Consider the following 20159-nt stretch of genomic DNA (forward strand, 5'->3'; position numbering starts at 1 on the left):
AAAACAAGATTCGGGGAGAGGTCCATCATGGCGTTCAAGGAGTACGGCGATTACGACGGCGTCGGGCTCGCCGAACTGGTCCGCAGTAAGCAGGTCACCCCTGCCGAATTGCTCGACGAAGCGATCGCGCGGACCGATGCGCTCGATCCCGAGCTGAATGCGGTGGTGGTGCGGCACGACGACTACGCGCGCAAGCAGATCGAAGCCGGCCTGCCACAGGGGCCGTTCACCGGCGTGCCGTTTCTGTTGAAGGATCTCGATCTGCTCGCCGGCACGCGCACCACTTTCGGCGCCAGCCTCTACAAGGATTTCGTCGCGCCCCACACCGGCACGCTGGCGGGACGGTTTCTCGCTGCCGGCGTGACGATCTTCGGCAAGAGCGCCAGCCCGGAATTCGGCCTGATGCCGACCACGGAGTCGCGGCTGCATGGGCCGACCCGCAATCCGTGGAATATTGATCACTCCTCGGGCGGCTCGTCGGGCGGTGCTGCGGCGGCCGTCGCCGCGCGCATCCTGCCGGTGGCGCATGCCAGCGACGGCGGCGGCTCGATCCGGATTCCGGCCTCCGCCTGCGGCGTGTTCGGGCTGAAGCCGACGCGGGCACGCAATCCAATCGGGCCGGATCGCGGTGAGGGCTGGGGCGGCTTCGCCTGCGGTCACGTCGTAAGTATCAGTGTCCGTGATAGTGCGGCGATGCTCGATGCGCTGCACGGCCCGGAGCCATCGAGCCCTTACGTTGCGCCGCCGCCCGAGCGTCCGTTCGCTGAGGAAGTCGCGCGTGAACCGGGGCGGCTGCGGATCGCGTTCACCGACCGCTCGACCTATGGCGATGCGATCGATCCGGAAGTCGCGGCGGCGGTGCGTGATACCGCAAGGTTACTCGAAGGCCTCGGTCACCATGTCGAAGAACGCGCGCCGGTGCTACCTGCCGATCCGGCGCAAGTGATCGCCACCATCGTTGCCTGCAACACCGGCCTTGCGGTGCAGCTCGCCGAACAGACAGTCGGCCGCGCCATGACCGAGCGCGACTTCGAAGTGCTGACGCTGGCGTCGGCCGCCAATGCACGCAAAGCGAGCGGTGTCGATTATTGCGCGGCGCAGCTCGCCGCGTTCCAGATCTCACGCGCGATGGCTGATTTCTTCGCCAACGTCGATGTGTTTGTGTCGCCGACACTTTGCACACTGCCGCTGCGGATCGGCGAGATCGATACCATGGCGCATGACCTTTCCGGGATCAGCCCGACGCTGCGTCGGTATATTCCGGGCACGAGCCTGTCTAATATGTCCGGACAACCGTCGATGTCGGTGCCGCTGGCCTGGAGTGCGAGCGGCCTGCCGATCGGCCTGATGTTCGCAGGCCGGTTCGGTGACGAAGCCACGCTGTTGCGTCTTGCTGCGCAGCTGGAGCGTGAACGGCCGTGGAAAACTCGGCGTCCACCGGTCTGTGCCTCGACATAGCCACACAAAATAGAAACCAGCGACCATTGTCTGCGTTGACGTGTTCGGCCTTGGTGTTGTCTTCAGGCCGACTAGAGGAGCTTTGTATTGACTGCCAACGACCCGACCGATGAAGCGCTTGCGGCGATCGCGAGCATCTTCGAAAAGCCCGACGCCAAGGCGGAGGCGCGAGACGAAGTGGTGCCGGAGGAGGGCTCGCCCTCTGTCCCGCCGTCGTCCGATGCCGACGCGCAGGGCGACGAGCCTGTTGCGGCCGAGGCGATATCTGACAGCGATGCCTCCGACTCCGAGTCCGTCGCTGACCCGGTGAAGGCGACCGACGAGGCCGCCTCCGCAGCGGCGCCGGAGCCCGACGACGGCGACGACGATCTCGAACACTATACGCGCGAGGGCCCGGGGCCGCTGGATGCGCTCCGCTTCAAATGGCGCATGCGCCGCGACGATCGTGGTTATTTCGTCGACGAGACCATCGGCGCCAGCGTGCATCCGATTTCCAGCGGGCCGATGTCGCGTGCCGACGCCATCGCCTTCATCGAGGCCCGCGACCAGGAGACCCGGCGCCGGTTCGAGGCACTGCGCCACGAGATCGTGATGGGCCCGTCGGAGCGGGGCTATGACGAGGACAGTGACGAGCTCGACGACGCGCGCTAAGCAAGGGCCGCGCTGAGCCGGCCTGTGGTCCCACCGCCTGCGGCCGCCCGTGCGCCGCATAATCCACCACCTGCGGCGGTCAAACGACGGCAGCGCCCGCTCTGCGGCAAGCTGCCGCACCACCAGGACTAGATCAATGTACCAGAGCCTTGAAGCCGACCTGCGTTCACTTGCGGATGCGGGGCGGCGACGCAAGCTCCAGCCGCGCGCCGGCGTCGACTTCACGTCCAACGATTACCTCGGCCTCGCCGAGTCCGACGAACTCCGCCAAGCCGCCGCCGATGCGATCGCGCGCGGCGTGCCGGTCGGAGCCGGCGGTTCGCGCTTGCTGCGTGGTAATCACGAAGAGCACGAAGCGCTCGAAGCGGAAGCGGCCGATTACTTCGGTGCGGAGAGTGCGCTGTATCTCGGTGGCGGCTTCAGCGCCAACCATGCGATCTTCGCGACGCTGCCGCAGCGCGGCGACCTCGTGCTTTACGACGAACTGATCCACGCCAGCGTGCACGAAGGCATGCGGCGTGGCCGCGCGACCTGTGAAAGCGTGCCGCATAGCGACATCGACGCCTTCGATAAGCGGCTGCGGCAATGGCGAGCAGGCGGTGGTCGTGGCCGCGCCTTGATCGCGGTCGAAAGCGTATACAGCATGGATGGCGACAGCCCGCGGCTCGACGAGCTGGTCGCGGTGGCGGATCGGCACGACGCCATCCTGGTGATCGACGAGGCGCATGCTACCGGCGTCTGCGGACCGGAGGGGCGGGGGCTGGCTGCCTCATTCGAGGGCCGAACCAACGTGATCACGCTGCATACCTGCGGCAAGGCGCTCGGCACCATGGGCGGCTTCGTGCTCGGCCCGAAGATCGTGCGCGACTTCCTGGTCAACCGGGCGCGGCCGTTCATCTTTGCCACCGCGCCGTCGCCGCTGATCGCTGCGGTAACGCGGGCGGCGCTCGACATCAGCCGCAACCGGCCGGAGCGGCGGGAGCGGCTCGCGTCGCTGGTCGCGTTCGCGGATCGCGAGCTGAAGCAGCGCTGCGGCATCACCTCGTCCGGCTCGCACATCCTGCCGATCATCGTCGGCGCCAACGCCACCGCGGTGGCGCTGGCGGCATCGCTGCAGCGGCGCGGCTTCGATGTCCGCGCGATCCGGCCGCCGACGGTGCCCGAAGGCACTGCGCGGCTGCGCATCGCGCTCAGCGCCAATCTGTCGGAAGACGTGATCGCCTCGCTGTTCGCGGCGCTCGCCGAAGACATGAGGGCGGCGGCATGAGCGCGCGGATCATCGTCACCGGCACCGACACCGGGATCGGCAAGACCGTGTTTGCCGCCGCGCTCGCCGGCGCGCTGGATGCCAGCTATTGGAAGCCGGTGCAGTCCGGCCTCGAAGACGAGACCGACGCCTGCGCTGTGCAGCGGCTGTCGGGACTTGCCGCAGATCGCATCCTGCCGGAGCGCTACCGGCTGAAGACGCCGGCTTCGCCGCATCTCGCCGCGGCGATCGACGGCGTCAGCATCGATTACAATGCGCTAGAACTGCCTGCGGTGCCGCGTCCGCTGGTCGTGGAAGGCGCCGGCGGACTGATGGTGCCGCTGACGCGCGAGGTGACTTACATCGACGTGTTCGCCCGCTGGAAAGCGCCGTTGGTGCTGTGTGCCCGCACTTCGCTCGGCACGATCAACCACACGCTGCTGTCGATCGAAGCGATCCGGGCGCGCGACATTCCGCTGCTCGGCGTCGCCTTCCTCGGCGAGGAAAACGCCGACTCCGAGCAGATCATCACCGAGCTCGGCCGCACCCGCCGGCTCGGCCGCCTGCCGCGGCTGGCGTCGCTGGAGGCGGCCGCGCTGCGCGCTGCCTTCGCGGCGGCGTTCGATCCGCGGGACTTTGTTGGAGACGCGCCATGAGCCACACCTCGCCGGTCTGGCATCCGTTCACCCAGCATGCGGTGCAGGGTGAAACCCCGACGATCGTGCACAGCGAGGGCGCCTGGCTTCAAGCCGATGACGGACGGCGGATCTTCGATGCGATCAGTTCGTGGTGGGTGGTGACGCATGGCCATCGCCATCCGGCGATCATCTCGGCGATCAAGCAGCAGGCCGATCAGCTCGATCAGATCATCTTCGCCGGCTTCACCCATCCACCGGCCGAACAGCTTGCGCAGCGCCTGGTCGAGATCACGCCGCCCGAGCTGACGCACGTGTTCTACTCCGACAGCGGCTCGACCTCGGTCGAGGTCGGTTTGAAGATGGCGCTCGGCTATTGGCTGCATTCCGGTGAAAGCCGGCGGCGCATCCTGGCGCTGGAGGGCGCGTATCACGGCGACACGATCGGCGGCATGTCGGTCGGCGAACGAGGCGTGTTCAACGCGCCCTACGATCCGCTGCTGTTCGACGTCAGCCGGCTGCCGTTTCCGCGCGCGGGAGCCGAGCAGGCGACGCTCGACGCGCTCGAGCAGGCGTGCCGTGCCGAGGCGGTGGCGGCGCTGATCGTGGAGCCGCTGGTGCTCGGGGCCGGCGGGATGCTGATCTATCCGCCGTGGGTGCTGGCCGAGATGGCGCGGATCTGCAAGGCGCACGGCGTGCTGCTGATCGCCGACGAGGTCATGACCGGCTGGGGCCGCACCGGCACGCTGTTCGCGTGCGAACAGGCGAACGTCGTGCCCGACATCGCCTGCTACTCCAAGGGACTGACCGGCGGCTCGGTGCCGCTCGCAGTGACGATGTGCCGGCGCGAGATCTTCGACGCGCATTTTTCGACCGACCGGCGCAAGACGTTCTTTCACTCCAGCTCCTACACCGCCAATCCGATCGCCTGCGCCGCGGCGCTGGCTAATCTTCAGGTGTGGGGGAGCGAGCCGGTGCGGCAGCGGATCGACGATCTCGCCGCAGTTCACGCCGGTGCGCTCGATCGTTTTCGCGACGACACGCGCTTCGCCAACGTCCGGCAGATCGGCACCATCGCGGCGGTCGATCTTCAGGTCGGCGACGGCGGCTATCTCGCCGACGTCGGGCCGCGGCTGTACGCGTACTTCATCGCTCGCGGTCTGTTGGTCCGTCCGCTCGGCAACACCATTTATCTGATGCCGCCCTATTGCAGCACGGAGGCGGAGATCGAGGCGGTGTATGAGGCGATTGCTGCGGCGCCCGAGGTGCTGGCGCGTAGCTGCGACGTAAGCTCGCTCTAAGACCTCATGGTGAGGAGGCGCGAAGCGCCGTCTCGAACCATGTGCCGCGAGCCCGTGCGGTGCCTTCATCCTTCGAGACGCCCGGCTCCGCCGGGCTCCTCAGGATGAGGAGCCCGTGCGTCGTTGGCGCTATGCTTCAGCTGATCGATGAAGCACTCGAGGCGAGGGGGGAGAGCAGACTGTCTGCTGTTACTTCTTCGGGGTGAACGCCTGCGAGATCCGGGCCCAGGTCTTCTCGTACACCGCGGCGGTCTCATCGAGGCCGACCTTCAGCGCGTTCCAGGTCTCGTCGCCGGCCGCCGACAATTGAGTCAGCTTCGGGCCGAGCGTCTTTTCGGTTTCTTCGGTCCAGCGGCGGAGCTGGGATTCCATTTCCTTGCGGCCCTGTTCGAGCGCTGCGGCGGTGCCGGTCTGGATCGTCTCCAGCGACGACAGGAACGACTGCCGCTGTGCTTCGGCGCGGGCGGCGAGTGCATCCTTGACCAGTCCGGCCTGATCGCCGGCGGTGCCGAGGAATTTCTGGAACGCCAGTTCGACCTCGTTCCACTGTGCCGAGACCGCCGACAGCGCGGCGTCGGTCACCTGCTTGGAGGCGCCGAGATCGGCCTGCAGCGCGTTGACTTGCGTCTGGAAGGCGTCACGCGCGGTGCGGAGCTGGGCGAGCGCTTCCTGCGCCTTGGCGCTCGAAGCATCGCCGAGCTTGGCGGCCGCTTCCTCGATCTTGGCGATCGTCGCGGCGGACTCGTCGAGTTTCTGCTTGGTCCATTCCAGATAGGCTTGGGTGAGATCGGGCTTGGTCATGGCAGCCTCCTTTTGAAGTCAGGCCTGGGGGATGGTTGGGCTCCGAACGCGGAGCCGAGCGGGGGATGGACGACGGACGTGGCGCCTGCGCCGATGCCGAGCAGTTCGGCCAGCGCCAGCCGCCGGACGGCCGTCTCGACGGTCCGTTTTCGCTCGGCGTCGAATGTGTCCCAGCCGAGTGAACTCAGCATGACGTTGCGCATGGTGCGGAAGTTGGAGATCGCGCCGAGCACGATCGCGACCCGGACCTTCAGGTCCTCGTCGTCCGGCGAACGTCCGGTGGCGGCGGCCACTTCGGCGATCAACGCGGCCTGAAACCGCGCGACCGACTGGTAATAGATGATGCGGAAGGCATCGTCGGCGTCGCGCTCGCAGCGGACGAAGAACACCGTCCAGGCCTCAGGCTCCTCGTCGCCGGCGATGAACTGGAAGAAGCGCATCACCACCGCGTCGATGTGGCGGGCGGGATCGGCGCTGGCCGTGCGCAGCTGGTCGATCAGCGGCTCGATCCGTGATCGCATGTAGTCGGCGATCGCTTGCGCCGCGGCGAGATACAGCTCGCGCTTGCCGCCGAAATGATACGGGATCGCCGCCTGATTGACTTTCGCCCGCTCGGCGAGCTGGCGGGTGGTGGCGCCGTGGTAGCCGACCGAGCCGAACACCTCGATCGCCGCCTCGATCATCCGGGCCCGCGTATCGTGGCTTTGCGTGCCGAGCGCGGGCCGGAGCAGGGCGGTGTGGCCGTTGGACTTCATCGTCGACGCCTCATTGGCATCTGTTTAATTCATTCGAATGAATGAGACTTTGCGCTGGATCAATCGTGCGCGCCCGCGCGCGATGGCGCTGTCGCAGGCATAGGGGGCCTTCATGTTTTCACGCGGACGCACCACTTGTGCGCCTGGTTCGAGATGGTCGAGCCCGAGTCCCTACGACGAGGTCGTCCAGGGTTCCTGCCGCGGCACGGCGTTGTGAGAGCGGTTCTGTGTTTGATGAAGCGCCATCATCCAAAAGAAAAAGGCGCCCCGCGAGGAGCGCCTTTCCCTAACTGGTATCGCGGAAGCGATTAGTACGAGTAGTACATCTCGAACTCGACCGGGTGCGGGGTCATTTCGAACCGCGCAACTTCGGTCATCTTCAGCTCGATGAAGGCGTCGATGAAGTCGTCATCGAACACGCCGCCGGCCTTGAGGAAGGCGCGATCCTTGTCGAGGTTCTCGAGCGCTTCACGCAGGCTGCCGCAAACGGTCGGGATCTGCTTCAGCTCTTCCTTCGGCAGGTCGTACAGATCCTTGTCCATCGCCGGACCCGGATCGATCTTGTTCTTGATGCCGTCGAGGCCGGCCATCAGCATCGCCGCGAAGGCGAGATACGGGTTGGCCATCGGGTCCGGGAAGCGGACTTCGACGCGCTTGGCCTTCGGCGAGGTGGTGTAGGGGATGCGGCACGAGGCCGAGCGGTTGCGGGCCGAGTAGGCCAGCAGCACCGGCGCTTCATAGCCCGGGACCAGACGCTTGTAGGAGTTGGTCGACGGGTTGGTGAACGCGTTGATCGCCTTGGCGTGCTTGATGATGCCGCCGATGTAGTGGAGGCAGGTTTCCGACAGGTCGGCGTACTTGTTGCCGGCGAAGGTCGGCTTGCCGTCCTTCCAGATCGACTGGTGCACGTGCATGCCCGAGCCGTTGTCGCCGTACACCGGCTTCGGCATGAAGGTCGCGGTCTTGCCGTAGATGTGGGCGACCTGATGGATGCAGTACTTGTAGATCTGCATCTGGTCGGCCATGTGGGTCAGGGTGTCGAACTTCATGCCGAGCTCGTGCTGGGCCGAAGCGACTTCGTGGTGATGCTTCTCGACCTTGACGCCCATCTTGGCCATCGCGCCGAGCATTTCCGAGCGCATGTCCTGCACGGAATCCTGCGGCGGAACCGGGAAGTAACCGGCCTTGGTGCGGATGCGGTGGCCGAGGTTGCCGCCTTCGTACTCGGTGTCCGAATTGGTCGGCAGTTCCGACGAGTCGAGCTTGAAGCCGGTGTTGTACGGGGTCGCCGAATAGCGCACGTCGTCGAACACGAAGAACTCGGCTTCGGGGCCGACGAACACGGAGTCGCCGATGCCGAGCGCCTTGACCTGGGCTTCCGCCTTCTTGGCGATGCCGCGCGGATCGCGGTTGTAGGGCTCGCCGGTCGACGGCTCGAGAATGTCGCAGGTGATCACCATGGTGGTCTCTGCGAAGAACGGGTCGATCGTCGCGGTCGACGGATCCGGCATCAGGGTCATGTCGGACTCATTGATCGCCTTCCAACCTGCGATCGAAGAACCGTCGAACATGGTGCCTTCGGAGAAGATGTCCTCGTCGATCATCGACACGTCGAAAGTGACATGCTGCCACTTGCCGCGCGGATCGGTGAAACGCAGATCGACGTATTTCACGTCGTTGTCCTTGATGGATTTCAGGACTTCTTTAGCGGTCGTCATGAGTACCCCTTTGCTACGGGTCGTCGTGAAATGGCGGCCGGATCGGCCGCCAGGTGATGCGATCAGGCGAGGGTTGATAGGCCGGGTGCTTAGATGGCGTCCAGTCCGGATTCGCCCGTCCTGATGCGGATGGCTTCTTCAATGTTGGAAACGAAAATCTTGCCGTCGCCGATGCGGCCGGTCTGGGCGGCGCGCCGGATGGCGTCGATCGCTTTCTCGACCAGGTCGTCGGCGATCACGATCTCGATCTTCACCTTGGGCAGGAAGTCGACGATGTATTCCGCGCCGCGATACAATTCGGCGTGGCCCTTCTGCCGGCCGAAGCCCTTGGCTTCCGTGACCGTGATCCCCTGCAATCCGACTTCCTGCAGCGCTTCTTTGACCTCGTCGAGCTTGAACGGCTTGATGATGGCTTCGATCTTCTTCACTTACACTCTCCCCGGACTTCCCACGTCGTGAGTCGGCATGTGTATGCCAGATTGCGCGACGCTGCGCAGTTGATCGATAACACCGCGGCCGACTGGGTGAGCAACACCATTCCCAAATCCCGCCAGGCCGGAACTCGGAAAACGGTCGCGCAGACCCCGCCTCAAAGAGGCGAGCGCGAGGGATCGAAACTGGCTTCCGTAAAAGCAGGGTCCGTGCCAATTTGCGCACCGGCCGATTATGAAGCTTTATCAGGATATTAATCGCCCGCAGCGTTCACTGAGCGGATGCAAAATGGGCTTTGCCTGATCAATTGTTCAGCAATCAGCCTATCGATTGTGCATTTGAAGGTTTTGTCCGGTCTCGCACCGTTGATGCTGCCTTCGCTGCAGGCGACTGTACCGGGAATTGGGCATGGAACTGTTGACGCCCGCTGAAATGGACCGCGCCGACCTGTTGACGATCGCAGGCGGATCGTCGGGCTTCGCGCTGATGCTGCATGCCGGCCGCCACGTCGCCCAGGTCGCGATCGACTTGGCCGAGGAGGGACCGATCCTGGTGATCGCCGGTCCCGGCAACAACGGCGGCGATGGGCTGATTGCCGCGACCGAATTAGTTGCACTCGGCCGCACCGTGCACGTGATGCTGCTCGGCGAACGCGAAGCGCTAAAGGGCGATGCGGCGCTGGCGGCGCGGGAGTGGAAGGGGCCGCTGCTGCCGTTCCTCACCCAGTCGATCGGCTCGCCGGCGCTGATCATCGATGCGCTGTTCGGCTCCGGCCTCAATCGGCCGGTGAAGGATCAGGCGCTCGAGGTGATCGAGGCGGTGAACCATAGCGGCGTGCCGGTGCTGGCCGTCGACCTTCCGAGCGGCATCAACGGCGCCACCGGCGCGGTGATGGGCGTGGCGATCCGGGCGCGTGAGACCGTCACCTTCTTCCGCCGCAAGATCGGCCACTTGCTGCTGCCGGGCCGGCTGCACTGCGGTCAGGTCCGGCTGGTCGATATCGGCATCGAGCCCGGTGTGCTGGGCGAAATCCGCCCGCAGGCGTTCGAAAACGATCCCGATTTGTGGCTGCCGGACTTTCCGGTTCCGCGTGCCGACGGCCACAAATACGGCCGCGGCCACGCGGTGGTGGTGTCGGGTGAGCTGTCGCAGACCGGGGCGGCGCGGCTTGCTGCGCGGGGCGCGCTCCGCGCCGGGGCCGGTCTGGTGACCGTGGCATCGCCCCGCGACGCGCTGGCCGTGAATGCGGCGGCTCTGACTGCGGTGATGGTGCGGCCGGTGGATACGCCGGATGAGCTCGGCACGATGCTGGCCGACCGCCGCTTCAACGCCATCGGGATCGGGCCGGGCGCGGGGATTGGCGACGAGACCCGCGGCAAGGTGCTGGCGGCGCTGGCGGCCGGTGCCGCGGTGGTGCTCGACGCCGACGCGCTGACCAGCTTCGCCGGGCATCCGGAGGAATTGTTCGAGGCGATCAAATTGACCAGCAACCCGCAGGTGGTGCTGACGCCCCACGAAGGCGAATTTCCCCGTCTGTTCAGCGATATGAGCAACAAAAATCCACTTCGCTCGAAGCTTGAACGAGTCCGTGTAGCGGCGCAGCGCTCCGGTGCCGTGGTGCTGCTCAAGGGCGCCGATACGGTGGTGGCGTCGCCGGACGGCCGGGCGGCGATCGCTGCCAATGCGCCGCCGTGGCTGGCAACCGCCGGCTCCGGCGACGTGCTGACCGGGATCATCACCGGTCTGCTGGCGCAGCGCGTGCCGGCGTTCGAGGCCGCCTGTATCGGCGTGTGGATGCACGGCGAGGCGGCGTGCGAGGCCGGCCCGGGCCTGATCGCCGAGGATCTGACCGAAACCCTGCCGGCGGTGCACCGCCGGGTCTATGACACGCTCGGCATCGAGTACTGAGCGGTTCCGAAAAAGAGTCTCGATTCCGCCGTGGCTTGGAACCGGACTCTCAGGTGACGAGATAGCTCCGCACCAGCCGCGGCTCCGACCATTTCGCCGCGTAGGACTCGATCAGCCACAGCCCGGGATACTCCGCCGCAAAGGCGATGCGCTGGGTCTGGCCGGCGTCGATCGCCAGCGTATCGAGCCAGAACGGCTTCCAGCCGTCATCGAGCCGGTCGAGCAGCCGGAAGTGATGGCCGTGCAGGTGAAACACCATCGGCATGGTGGCGTGGTTGGTCAGCGCCAGCACCACGGTGCGGCCGCGCTTGACCTGAAATGCCGGGCCGGCCGCCGGGTTGAACTTGTCCGGCGCGAACCAATCGAGCTGCGCGTTGACCAGGGCGCCGAGCAGCAGCTCGGCTCGCAGCGCGCCGCCGAGCGGCAGTTGGCTGGGCAGGCCGTTGGCCGGCAGCGGCGCCGGCTGCGGCAGCGGCGCCGGGCGGAGCGGCGGATCGCCGGCATAGACCAGCTTGCCGAGCTCGGTCGGCTTGCCGCCATCGTGCAGGGTGATCGCCGCCCGCGATCCGGCGGCCTTTGGGGTGTCGATCAGCGCATCGACGCGGCCGCCCGGCGCGATCACCAGCGCGCCGCCGCGGGCCAGGAACGGCTCTGCCGGCTGGCTGTCGAGGGCCATCACCCAGACGTTGTGATCCTCGATTTTGAGCGCGATCACATTGCGTTGGCAGGCGTTGATGAAGCGGAATCTAAATCGGCCATTGGTCCGGACGGTAAACTCCGCCGATGGCTTGCCGTTGACCGTGTACAGCCACGGCGTCGCGCCGGCATCGACGCCTGCGGGGCGCGGCTTGCCGTCGTCGCCGAGGCGATAGTCCTCGATCAGCACCACCTGATCGCCGTCGGCCTGCGGCGGCTCGGGCTCGGTGACGATCAGCGGCAGCGCCGGCATCGGCGCCGGTCCGGCGTCGGCGGCAAGCCGCAAATCGGCGAGCAGGGTGCCGGCCGACCGTAACGCGAGCAGGAAGCTGTCGCTGCCGCCGGGCGGGACCGGCTGCATCTTCACCAGTGGCTCCGCCGCACCGGCGCCGCCGAGGCCGCGCAGCGTCAGCAGCGCCGGCTCGGCGAGCTTGTTGTCGAATTGCACCGCGACCTCGTCGCCGCGCAGCAGCGGCGGGCCCTCGAGGCTCAAGACCGGCCGCGCCACCGCAGCCGCGCCCGGCTTCAGCACGGCCGAGCCCATCGCGGCGCGGAGCATCAGTGTCTTGCGTGCCGGTGCAGCCGCGGCCTGGATCGGCAGCGCTGGCGCGGCCGCTACGGCGCCAAGGCCGGCGAGCACGGTGCGGCGGGACAGGGCAGGCGGCTGTTCGGTCATGCGTGATGCGGACCACGTTCGCCGCGCGCTGTCCAGCGGTCTGCGACAACGTGAGGCTTGAGGCGTCCGAGATTCGGCCCCTAAGACTGAGTTCCCATTAGCTGCATGACGAGGCTGCCTTCTCCATCATGACGACGACCGAAGATGCCGGTTGGCTCGAACGACTCTCTCTTATTCTCGACGCGTTTCGGGAGATTCACCCCGAAATCACCGCCAACCAGATCCTTGTGTTGCTGCAGATTGGGGGTAAGCCCGGCATCACCCAGCGCGAGCTCTCCGATCGCACAGGCCTCAAGGACGGCACGATTTCGCGAATCTGCGCGCTAATGTCCGAACGCGGCCACCAGGATCGCGCCGGGCTGTCGATCGTCGATATCCGAGGCGTACCGGGCGATTACCGCCTGAAAGGTCAGTATCTGGTCGGTCGCGGCAACGATCTCTATGCCCGCGTACAGTCATTGATGACCCCCGGCGGCTGAGCGGAGAGGCGGTTTGGGCGCGTAACCCGCGCCGGCTCACAGCAAGCGTCGCCGATCTGCGACGGCCCGCCGCGGTTGGTAAAAGCTGCGGGTTTCTCTTGATGCGGGCCCTATATGTCATGCTATAAGCCGCCGCCCGCGGCATCGCGGCCGGACATGATGCTCTTCGCGGGCGTGGCGGAATTGGTAGACGCGCTGGATTTAGGTTCCAGTGACGAAAGTTGTGGGGGTTCGAGTCCCTCCGCCCGCACCACGCAAGTGCTTTTGCTCATGACGATTTTCGGAGGGCCGTCCGCCAGGACGGATGTCCGCCAACCCGATGGTGCAGGCCGCGAGGCCGCATCGTACAGTTCGACCATTTCCGGTCCTTCGGCCGGAGCCAAGAGAAGAAGATTGACGCCATGCAGGTCAAGGAAACCGTTGCCGACGGATTGAAGCGCGAATTCCAGGTCAATGTCCCGGCTGCGGACATCGACGCCAAGATCGACGAGAAGCTCGCCGATCTGAAGGACAAGGTGCGCCTCAACGGCTTTCGTCCGGGCAAGGTGCCGACCGCTCACCTGAAGCGCGTCTACGGCCGTTCGGTCGCCGCCGAGACCATCGACAAGCTGGTCCGCGACACCAATGACGGCATCTTCTCCGAGCGTGGTTTCCGGCTCGCCACCGAGCCGAAGATCACCATGCCGCAGGACCAGAAGGAGATCGAGGACATCCTCGAGGGCAAGTCCGATCTCAACTACACCGTGGCGATTGAAGTCGTTCCGGCGATCGAACTGGCCGACTTCAAGAGCTTCTCGGTCGAGAAGCCGGTGGTCGAGGTTGCCGATTCCGACGTCGATGAAGCGATCAAGCGCATCGCCGACGCCAACCGCGCTTACGCCGACAAGGCCGAAGGCGCCAAGGCCGAGACCGGCGACCGCGTCACCGTCTCGTTCAAGGGCACGATCGACGGCGTCGCGTTCGACGGCGGCACCGGCGAGGACATCCCGGTGGTGATCGGCTCGGCGTCCTTCATTCCGGGCTTCGAGGATCAGCTCGTCGGCATCGCGGTCGGCGAGACCCGCACCATCAAGGTGACGTTCCCGACCAACTACGCCAGCGAGACGCTGGCCGGTAAGCCGGCTGAGTTCGAGACCACGGCGACCAAGCTCGAGGCTCCGCAGGAGACCACGATCGACGACGAATTCGCCAAGACCCTCGGCCTGGAGTCGCTCGACAAGCTGAAGGAAGCCGCCAAGGCCCGTCTCGCCGCCGAATACGCCGGCGCTTCGCGGCTCAAGGTCAAGCGTCAGCTGCTCGACCGCCTCGACGAAGCCCACAAGTTCGATGCTCCGCCGTCGCTGATCGAGCAGGAGTTCGAGGTGATGTGGCGTTCGATCAACGCCGAGATGCAGTCGACCGGCAAGACCTTCGCCGACGAGAACACCACTGAAGACGCCGCGAAGGAAGAGTATCGCAAGATCGCCGACCGCCGCGTCCGCCTGGGCTTGGTGCTGTCGGAGATCGGCGAGAAGAACAAGATCCAGGTCACCGACGACGAAGTCAGCCGCGCGGTGATCGAGCGTGCCCGTCAGATGCCGGGCCGCGAGAAGGAAGTCTGGGACTTCTACCGGTCCAATCCGGAAGCGCTGGCCCAGCTCCGCGCCCCGATTTACGAAGACAAGGTGGTCGACTTCATCCTGGAGCTCGCCAACGTGACCGAGAAGCCGGTCACCCGTGAGGAGCTCTACAAGGACGAAGACGACAAGACCGCGGCCTGATCCGCATCGTCTCAAGAATCATCGCTGCGGCCGCCGTGACACCGTCACGGCGGCCGTTTTGCGTCGTCAGGCACCGTTAACGATGCGGCGTGAAAGCCGGCTTGGTGGCGGCGAAAAGCCGTTCGTCGGTTTTGCCGGGATTGGCCGAATCGGTATCAACTCACGGGTGGAAACGGGGCCCACCCTTGTCGCCGCGCAATCGGCTCATATCTGTGACCTCGCTTCACGTCCTGCATCACGGGGCGAACGCCTGCGGCGGAGCCGTTTTTTTGTCGCTCCCGCGAGCTGTCGCCTACGACAACCCTCAGGTGATTTATGCGCGATCCGGTGGAAACCTACATGAACCTCGTGCCGATGGTGGTCGAGCAGACCAACCGCGGCGAACGAGCCTACGACATCTTCTCGCGCCTCCTGAAAGAGCGGATCATCTTCGTCACCGGCCCGGTCGAAGACGGCATGTCGACGCTGATCGTCGCGCAGCTTCTTTTCCTCGAAGCGGAAAATCCGAAGAAGGAAATTTCGATGTACATCAACTCGCCGGGCGGGGTGGTGACATCGGGCCTGGCGATCTACGACACCATGCAGTTCATCCGCCCGCCGGTCTCGACGCTGTGCACCGGTCAGGCCGCGTCGATGGGTTCGCTGCTGCTCGCCGCCGGCCACAAGGACATGCGGTTCTCGCTGCCGAACGCGCGCATCATGGTGCATCAGCCGTCCGGCGGCTTCCAGGGCCAGGCGACCGACATCATGCTGCACGCCCAGGAGATTCTGAACCTGAAGAAGCGGCTCAACGAGATCTACGTGCATCACACCGGTCAGACCTACAAGGCGATCGAGGATGCGCTGGAGCGCGACAAGTTCCTGACCGCCGAGATGGCCCGGGAATTCGGTATCGTCGACAAGGTGATCGACAAGCGCCCCGAGGATCCCGCGCCGGCCCCGAAGGCTGGCTGAGCCGCGAGCGTCCCGAGGTCGGGCATTCCGCCCTCGGGATTCTCACAGGAAAGCCCCAATGTTCCGCTTTCGTGCCGAGCTCCCGCGTGACAATGGCGCAACGCTGCGTTGATTTCAGCGACCAAGGGTCGCGCAGACGCAACAAATCACGCTATTGTCACGTCGGCCGGCGTCCGGCCGATTAGCGAATTCTTGATAGACGGGTGACAGTCTGATTGGCTGAACCTGATCGACGAAAGTGCTTGGGGGATTCGAACTCGGTCGCGGTTCGCGGCCAGACTGATGCGGGGGTCTTTTCTGGTACGGAAATTGCTAACTTTAAACTCGACTGCCGGGCATCGGCTCGGATCAGGCGATGACCGGAAAAGACCGAACGGCGGACGGAGATAGAAATGAGTAAGGTCGGTACGAGCGACTCCAAGAACACCCTGTACTGCTCGTTCTGCGGAAAGAGCCAGCACGAGGTCCGCAAGCTGATCGCCGGCCCCACGGTATTCATCTGCGATGAATGTGTGGAACTGTGCATGGACATCATTCGCGAGGAGAACAAATCCTCGCTGGTGAAGTCGCGTGACGGAATCCCGACGCCGAAGGAGATCTGCAAGGTCCTCGATGACTACGTCATCGGTCAGAACCATGCGAAGAAGGTTCTCTCGGTCGCGGTCCACAATCACTACAAGCGGCTGAACCACCAGACCAAGCACAACGACGTCGAACTGGCGAAGTCGAACATCCTGCTGATCGGTCCGACCGGCTCGGGCAAGACGCTGCTAGCGCAGACGCTGGCGCGGATCCTCGACGTGCCGTTCACGATGGCGGATGCGACGACGCTGACCGAAGCCGGCTACGTCGGCGAGGACGTCGAGAACATCATCCTGAAGCTGCTGCAGGCGGCCGACTACAATGTCGAGCGGGCGCAGCGCGGCATCGTGTACATCGACGAAATCGACAAGATCAGCCGCAAGTCGGACAATCCCTCGATCACCCGCGATGTCTCGGGCGAGGGCGTCCAGCAGGCGCTGCTGAAGATCATGGAAGGTACGGTGGCTTCGGTCCCGCCGCAGGGCGGCCGCAAGCATCCGCAGCAGGAATTCCTGCAGGTGGACACCACCAACATCCTGTTCATCTGCGGCGGCGCGTTCGCCGGCCTCGAGAAGATCATCTCGTCGCGCGGTCGGACCACCTCGATCGGCTTCGCGGCGCAAGTGCTCGCGCCGGAAGATCGCCGGACCGGTGAGATCTTCCGCCACGTCGAGCCCGAGGATCTGCTCAAGTACGGCCTGATCCCGGAATTCGTCGGCCGTCTGCCGGTGGTTGCCACCCTGGAAGACCTCGACGAGAACTCGCTGAAGAAGATCCTGACCGATCCGAAGAACGCGCTGGTCAAGCAGTACCAGCGGCTGTTCGAAATGGAGAACGTCGAGCTCACCTTCGCCGACGAAGCGCTCGGTGCGGTCGCCCGCAAGGCGATCGAGCGCAAGACCGGCGCCCGCGGCCTGCGGTCGATCCTGGAGAGCATCCTGCTCGAGACCATGTTCGACCTCCCGGGCCTGGAAGGCGTCGAGGAAGTGGTGATCTCGCGCGAAGTGGTCGATGGCACCGCTCGGCCGCTGTACATCTATGCCGACCGCACCGATCGTGCGGCCGAGACCAGCGCCAGCGCCTGACGCGCAGCGCCGACGCGGCGGCCCTTCGGGCCGCTGCCGCAACGATCAGAACGGGCTGCCGCCGCGCGTGGCGGCTCGTTTCTGTGCATCAGCATTCCGCGCCAAAGCCGGACAAAACGTTGCGTTTTCCACGACTTGACACCCCACCGCCGGATAGCCACCTAATTGGTCGGCGATGACAAGCGTTTTCAGGATTCGCCTCAATCATTCCGGAGACCGAGGCCCTGACCGGCCGGAGAAGACCGGACACCTCCGCACCTCGTGACGGCAGCGCCGATGGCGGGCCGAGGGCGAGGGGGCAAAACGAAAGGAACGGGGCCATGACCGCCACCAAACCCAGGCCATCGATCACCTACGGCGAAAGCCACTCCTATCCGGTTCTCCCGCTGCGCGACATCGTCGTGTTTCCGCACATGATCGTGCCGCTGTTCGTCGGCCGCGAGAAGTCGATCCGCGCCCTCGAAGAGGTGATGAAGAACGACGCGCTGATCATGCTGGCGACGCAGAAGAACGCGTCCGATGACGATCCGGCTCCCGATGCGATCTATGAGATCGGCACGCTGGCCAGTGTTCTGCAGCTGCTGAAATTGCCCGACGGCACCGTCAAGGTGCTGGTCGAAGGCCTCGCGCGCGCCAAGGTCGACAAGTACACCGATCGCGCCGATTACTACGAGGCCGACGCCGTCGCGCTCGAAGACAGCGATGCCAGCTCGGTGGAAGCCGAAGCGCTGGGCCGCTCGGTCGTGTCCGACTTCGAGAGCTACGTGAAGCTCAACAAGAAGATCTCGGCCGAAGTCGTCGGCGTGGTGCAGTCGATCACCGACTTCGCCAAGCTCGCCGACACCGTCGCCTCGCATCTCGCCGTCAAGATCGCCGATCGCCAGGGCATCCTGGAGACGCTGTCGGTGACGCAGCGGCTCGAGAAGGTGCTCGGCCTGATGGAGAGCGAAATCTCGGTCTTGCAGGTCGAGAAGCGCATCCGCTCGCGCGTCAAGCGCCAGATGGAGAAGACCCAGCGCGAGTACTATCTCAACGAGCAGATGAAGGCGATCCAGAAGGAGCTCGGCGACGAAGACGGCCGGGACGAACTCGCCGAACTCGAAGAGAAGATCGCCAAGACCAAGCTCTCCAAGGAAGCGCGGGAGAAGGCGCAGCACGAGCTGAAGAAGCTGCGCCAGATGTCGCCGATGTCCGCGGAAGCGACCGTCGTGCGCAACTATCTCGACTGGCTGCTGTCGATCCCGTGGAACAAGAAGTCCAAGGTGAAGAAGGATCTGGAAGCGGCGCAGGCCGTGCTGGATTCCGATCACTACGGGCTCGAGAAGGTCAAGGAGCGGATCGTCGAGTATCTCGCGGTGCAGTCGCGCGCCAACAAGCTGTCGGGCCCGATCCTGTGCCTCGTCGGCCCGCCCGGCGTCGGCAAGACCTCGCTCGGCAAGTCGATCGCCAAGGCCACCGGACGCGAGTTCGTCCGCGTGTCGCTCGGCGGCGTGCGTGACGAAGCCGAGATCCGCGGTCACCGCCGCACCTACATCGGCTCGATGCCCGGCAAGATCATCCAGTCGATGCGGAAGGCGAAGACGTCGAACCCGCTGTTCCTGCTCGATGAGATCGACAAGATGGGCGCCGATTTCCGCGGCGATCCGTCCTCGGCTCTGCTCGAGGTGCTCGACCCCGAGCAGAACGGCACCTTCAACGACCACTATCTCGAGGTGGACTACGATCTGTCCAACGTGATGTTCATCACCACGGCGAACACCCTGAACATTCCGGGGCCGCTGATGGATCGTATGGAGATCATCCGGATCGCCGGCTACACCGAGACCGAGAAGGTCGAGATCGCACGCAAGCATCTGATCCCGCTGGCGCTGACCAAGCACGGCCTGGAGCCGAAGGAGTGGTCGATCGACGACGACGCGTTGTTGCTCGTCATCCGCCGCTACACCCGCGAGGCCGGCGTCCGCAACCTCGAGCGCGAAATCTCTACGCTCGCGCGAAAGGTGGTGAAGGACCTGATGCTGTCGAAGAAGAAGTCGGTCCACATCGACGAGAAGCAGATCGAGGAATATCTCGGCGTGCCGAAGTTCCGCTTCGGCGAGATCGAGAAGGACGATCAGGTCGGCGTGGTCACGGGTCTGGCGTGGACGGATGTCGGCGGAGAGCTGCTGACGATCGAAAGCGTGATGATGCCGGGCAAGGGCCGGATGACGGTCACCGGCAACCTGCGCGACGTCATGAAGGAATCGATCCAGGCGGCGGCGTCCTATGTCCGCAGCCGCGCGATCACCTTCGGGATCGAGCCGCCGTTCTTCGAGAAGCGCGACATCCACGTCCACGTGCCGGAGGGGGCGACCCCTAAGGACGGCCCGTCGGCCGGCGTGGCGATGGCGACCACCATCGTGTCGGTGCTGACCGGCATTCCGATCCGCCGCGATATCGCCATGACCGGCGAGATCACGCTGCGTGGCCGGGTGCTGCCGATCGGCGGCCTCAAGGAGAAGCTGCTCGCCGCGGCCCGCGGCGGCATCAAGACGGTGCTGATCCCGGAAGACAACGCCAAGGATCTCACCGAGATTCCGGACGCCATCAAGGGTGGTCTCAACATCATCCCGGTGGCCCGGATGGACGAGGTGATCGCCAACGCGCTGACCCGCGCGCCGGTGCCGATCGTCTGGGAAGAGGAAACCAAGCTGCCCGGCACTCCGGACAGCGCGGAAGCCTCCGACGAAGCCGGCGGCGGCCTGACCGCCCACTAAGGCGGCAAGCGACACACAACGAACTCAGCGGCGCCCGAAAGGGCGCCGCTTGCGTTTGGGGAGTGCCTCGGCGGGCAAGAGAGGCACGGAGCAACGAGGAGGTGTTTGGGCGGCCATCAGCGGGCCGGTTGCAACTCGATCGCGTCGGCAGGGGCGGCGAGGCGCTTCAGGTGTCAAGGAATCCTTGACACCTGGCGGCCATTGCCGGATTTCGTGCTTGATCGTGGCTCGGATTAAGGGACTTTCGCGCGGAAATCCGCCAACTT

General features: G+C 65.3%; 16 protein-coding genes and 1 tRNA gene. 12 read left to right on the forward strand and 5 right to left on the reverse strand.

What is annotated here, in order from left to right:
* The first annotated feature begins 27 nt into the window (after window positions 1–27).
* The 5 genes from DY467_RS06920 to DY467_RS06940 all read left to right on the forward strand — a co-directional run bounded on the left by DY467_RS06920 (window position 28) and on the right by DY467_RS06940 (window position 5291).
* Complete coding sequence (locus tag DY467_RS06920; protein ID WP_164634833.1) at window positions 28–1458, forward strand: amidase; 1431 nt, start codon at window positions 28–30, stop codon at window positions 1456–1458.
* Window positions 1459–1545: 87 nt separating this feature from the next.
* Window positions 1546–2109, forward strand: a complete 564-nt coding sequence (locus DY467_RS06925) for a hypothetical protein (protein WP_164634835.1) — start codon at window positions 1546–1548, stop codon at window positions 2107–2109.
* 136 nt (window positions 2110–2245) lie between these two features.
* The gene (locus tag DY467_RS06930) at window positions 2246–3376 is read left to right on the forward strand and encodes an 8-amino-7-oxononanoate synthase (protein WP_164634837.1); all 1131 of its coding nucleotides are present in this window, start codon (window positions 2246–2248) and stop codon (window positions 3374–3376) included.
* Window positions 3373–4011 carry a dethiobiotin synthase gene (gene bioD, locus DY467_RS06935; RefSeq protein ID WP_164634839.1) on the forward strand — a complete coding sequence of 213 codons (639 nt, stop codon included), beginning with the start codon at window positions 3373–3375 and terminating at the stop codon, window positions 4009–4011. Before DY467_RS06930 ends, bioD begins: the two co-directional genes overlap by 4 nt.
* Window positions 4008–5291 (forward strand): adenosylmethionine--8-amino-7-oxononanoate transaminase, encoded by a 1284-nt coding sequence (locus DY467_RS06940; RefSeq protein WP_164634840.1) that lies wholly within the window; start codon window positions 4008–4010, stop codon window positions 5289–5291. Before bioD ends, DY467_RS06940 begins: the two co-directional genes overlap by 4 nt.
* A 189-nt stretch (window positions 5292–5480) precedes the next feature.
* Here the strand turns inward: DY467_RS06940 and DY467_RS06945 are convergent, their stop codons facing one another.
* The 4 genes from DY467_RS06945 to DY467_RS06960 form a co-directional block, all read right to left on the reverse strand.
* The gene (locus DY467_RS06945) at window positions 5481–6092 is read right to left on the reverse strand and encodes a hypothetical protein (protein WP_164634842.1); all 612 of its coding nucleotides are present in this window, start codon (window positions 6090–6092) and stop codon (window positions 5481–5483) included.
* Window positions 6089–6847, reverse strand: coding sequence for a CerR family C-terminal domain-containing protein (locus DY467_RS06950; protein WP_164634844.1), 759 nt, complete (start codon window positions 6845–6847; stop codon window positions 6089–6091). The genes DY467_RS06945 and DY467_RS06950 overlap by 4 nt, the downstream gene beginning before the upstream one ends.
* A 308-nt stretch (window positions 6848–7155) precedes the next feature.
* Window positions 7156–8565 (reverse strand): type I glutamate--ammonia ligase, encoded by a 1410-nt coding sequence (gene glnA, locus DY467_RS06955; RefSeq protein WP_107344859.1) that lies wholly within the window; start codon window positions 8563–8565, stop codon window positions 7156–7158.
* Between the two features lie 89 nt (window positions 8566–8654).
* On the reverse strand, window positions 8655–8993 hold the full coding sequence (locus DY467_RS06960) for a P-II family nitrogen regulator (RefSeq protein WP_011158515.1): 339 nt from the start codon (window positions 8991–8993) through the stop codon (window positions 8655–8657).
* A 412-nt stretch (window positions 8994–9405) separates the two neighbouring features.
* Here DY467_RS06960 and DY467_RS06965 point away from each other — a divergent pair, with 412 nt between their 5' ends.
* A complete protein-coding gene (locus DY467_RS06965) occupies window positions 9406–10905 on the forward strand; it encodes an NAD(P)H-hydrate dehydratase (RefSeq protein ID WP_164634846.1) in 1500 nt (499 codons plus the stop codon).
* Window positions 10906–10954: 49 nt separating this feature from the next.
* On the opposite strand, the gene DY467_RS06970 is transcribed toward DY467_RS06965, so the two are convergent.
* Window positions 10955–12277 carry a multicopper oxidase family protein gene (locus tag DY467_RS06970; protein ID WP_164634847.1) on the reverse strand — a complete coding sequence of 441 codons (1323 nt, stop codon included), beginning with the start codon at window positions 12275–12277 and terminating at the stop codon, window positions 10955–10957.
* A gap of 128 nt (window positions 12278–12405) precedes the next feature.
* Here DY467_RS06970 and DY467_RS06975 point away from each other — a divergent pair, with 128 nt between their 5' ends.
* The 6 genes from DY467_RS06975 (at window position 12406) to lon (ending at window position 19893) form a co-directional block, all read left to right on the forward strand.
* The gene (locus tag DY467_RS06975; RefSeq protein WP_246701478.1) at window positions 12406–12756 is read left to right on the forward strand and encodes a MarR family transcriptional regulator; all 351 of its coding nucleotides are present in this window, start codon (window positions 12406–12408) and stop codon (window positions 12754–12756) included.
* 168 nt (window positions 12757–12924) lie between these two features.
* Window positions 12925–13009 (forward strand) — tRNA-Leu (locus DY467_RS06980).
* Window positions 13010–13157: 148 nt separating this feature from the next.
* Window positions 13158–14516, forward strand: a complete 1359-nt coding sequence (tig, locus tag DY467_RS06985; protein WP_107344855.1) for a trigger factor — start codon at window positions 13158–13160, stop codon at window positions 14514–14516.
* A 315-nt stretch (window positions 14517–14831) separates the two neighbouring features.
* Complete coding sequence (locus DY467_RS06990; RefSeq protein ID WP_107344854.1) at window positions 14832–15470, forward strand: ATP-dependent Clp protease proteolytic subunit; 639 nt, start codon at window positions 14832–14834, stop codon at window positions 15468–15470.
* A 392-nt stretch (window positions 15471–15862) separates the two neighbouring features.
* Window positions 15863–17137, forward strand: coding sequence for an ATP-dependent Clp protease ATP-binding subunit ClpX (gene clpX / locus DY467_RS06995; RefSeq protein WP_011158509.1), 1275 nt, complete (start codon window positions 15863–15865; stop codon window positions 17135–17137).
* 320 nt (window positions 17138–17457) lie between these two features.
* Window positions 17458–19893, forward strand: a complete 2436-nt coding sequence (gene lon, locus DY467_RS07000; protein WP_107344853.1) for an endopeptidase La — start codon at window positions 17458–17460, stop codon at window positions 19891–19893.
* Window positions 19894–20159 lie beyond the last annotated feature (266 nt).

The sequence above is a fragment of the Rhodopseudomonas sp. BR0G17 genome, from assembly GCF_010907025.1.
Classification (GTDB): Bacteria; Pseudomonadota; Alphaproteobacteria; order Rhizobiales; family Xanthobacteraceae; genus Rhodopseudomonas; species Rhodopseudomonas palustris_H.

Bases quoted from the DNA above. Each gene is read 5' to 3' on its own strand.
- bioD (WP_164634839.1), top strand. From the start codon at position 3,373: ATGAGCGCGCGGATCATCGTCACCGGCACCGACACCGGGATCGGCAAG.
- DY467_RS06975 (WP_246701478.1), top strand. From the start codon at position 12,406: ATGACGACGACCGAAGATGCCGGTTGGCTCGAACGACTCTCTCTTATT.
- clpX (WP_011158509.1), top strand. From the start codon at position 15,863: ATGAGTAAGGTCGGTACGAGCGACTCCAAGAACACCCTGTACTGCTCG.
- DY467_RS06965 (WP_164634846.1), top strand. From the start codon at position 9,406: ATGGAACTGTTGACGCCCGCTGAAATGGACCGCGCCGACCTGTTGACG.
- glnA (WP_107344859.1), bottom strand. From the start codon at position 8,565: ATGACGACCGCTAAAGAAGTCCTGAAATCCATCAAGGACAACGACGTG.
- DY467_RS06930 (WP_164634837.1), top strand. From the start codon at position 2,246: ATGTACCAGAGCCTTGAAGCCGACCTGCGTTCACTTGCGGATGCGGGG.
- DY467_RS06920 (WP_164634833.1), top strand. From the start codon at position 28: ATGGCGTTCAAGGAGTACGGCGATTACGACGGCGTCGGGCTCGCCGAA.
- lon (WP_107344853.1), top strand. From the start codon at position 17,458: ATGACCGCCACCAAACCCAGGCCATCGATCACCTACGGCGAAAGCCAC.
- DY467_RS06950 (WP_164634844.1), bottom strand. From the start codon at position 6,847: ATGAAGTCCAACGGCCACACCGCCCTGCTCCGGCCCGCGCTCGGCACG.
- DY467_RS06970 (WP_164634847.1), bottom strand. From the start codon at position 12,277: ATGACCGAACAGCCGCCTGCCCTGTCCCGCCGCACCGTGCTCGCCGGC.
- tig (WP_107344855.1), top strand. From the start codon at position 13,158: ATGCAGGTCAAGGAAACCGTTGCCGACGGATTGAAGCGCGAATTCCAG.
- DY467_RS06940 (WP_164634840.1), top strand. From the start codon at position 4,008: ATGAGCCACACCTCGCCGGTCTGGCATCCGTTCACCCAGCATGCGGTG.
- DY467_RS06945 (WP_164634842.1), bottom strand. From the start codon at position 6,092: ATGACCAAGCCCGATCTCACCCAAGCCTATCTGGAATGGACCAAGCAG.
- DY467_RS06990 (WP_107344854.1), top strand. From the start codon at position 14,832: ATGCGCGATCCGGTGGAAACCTACATGAACCTCGTGCCGATGGTGGTC.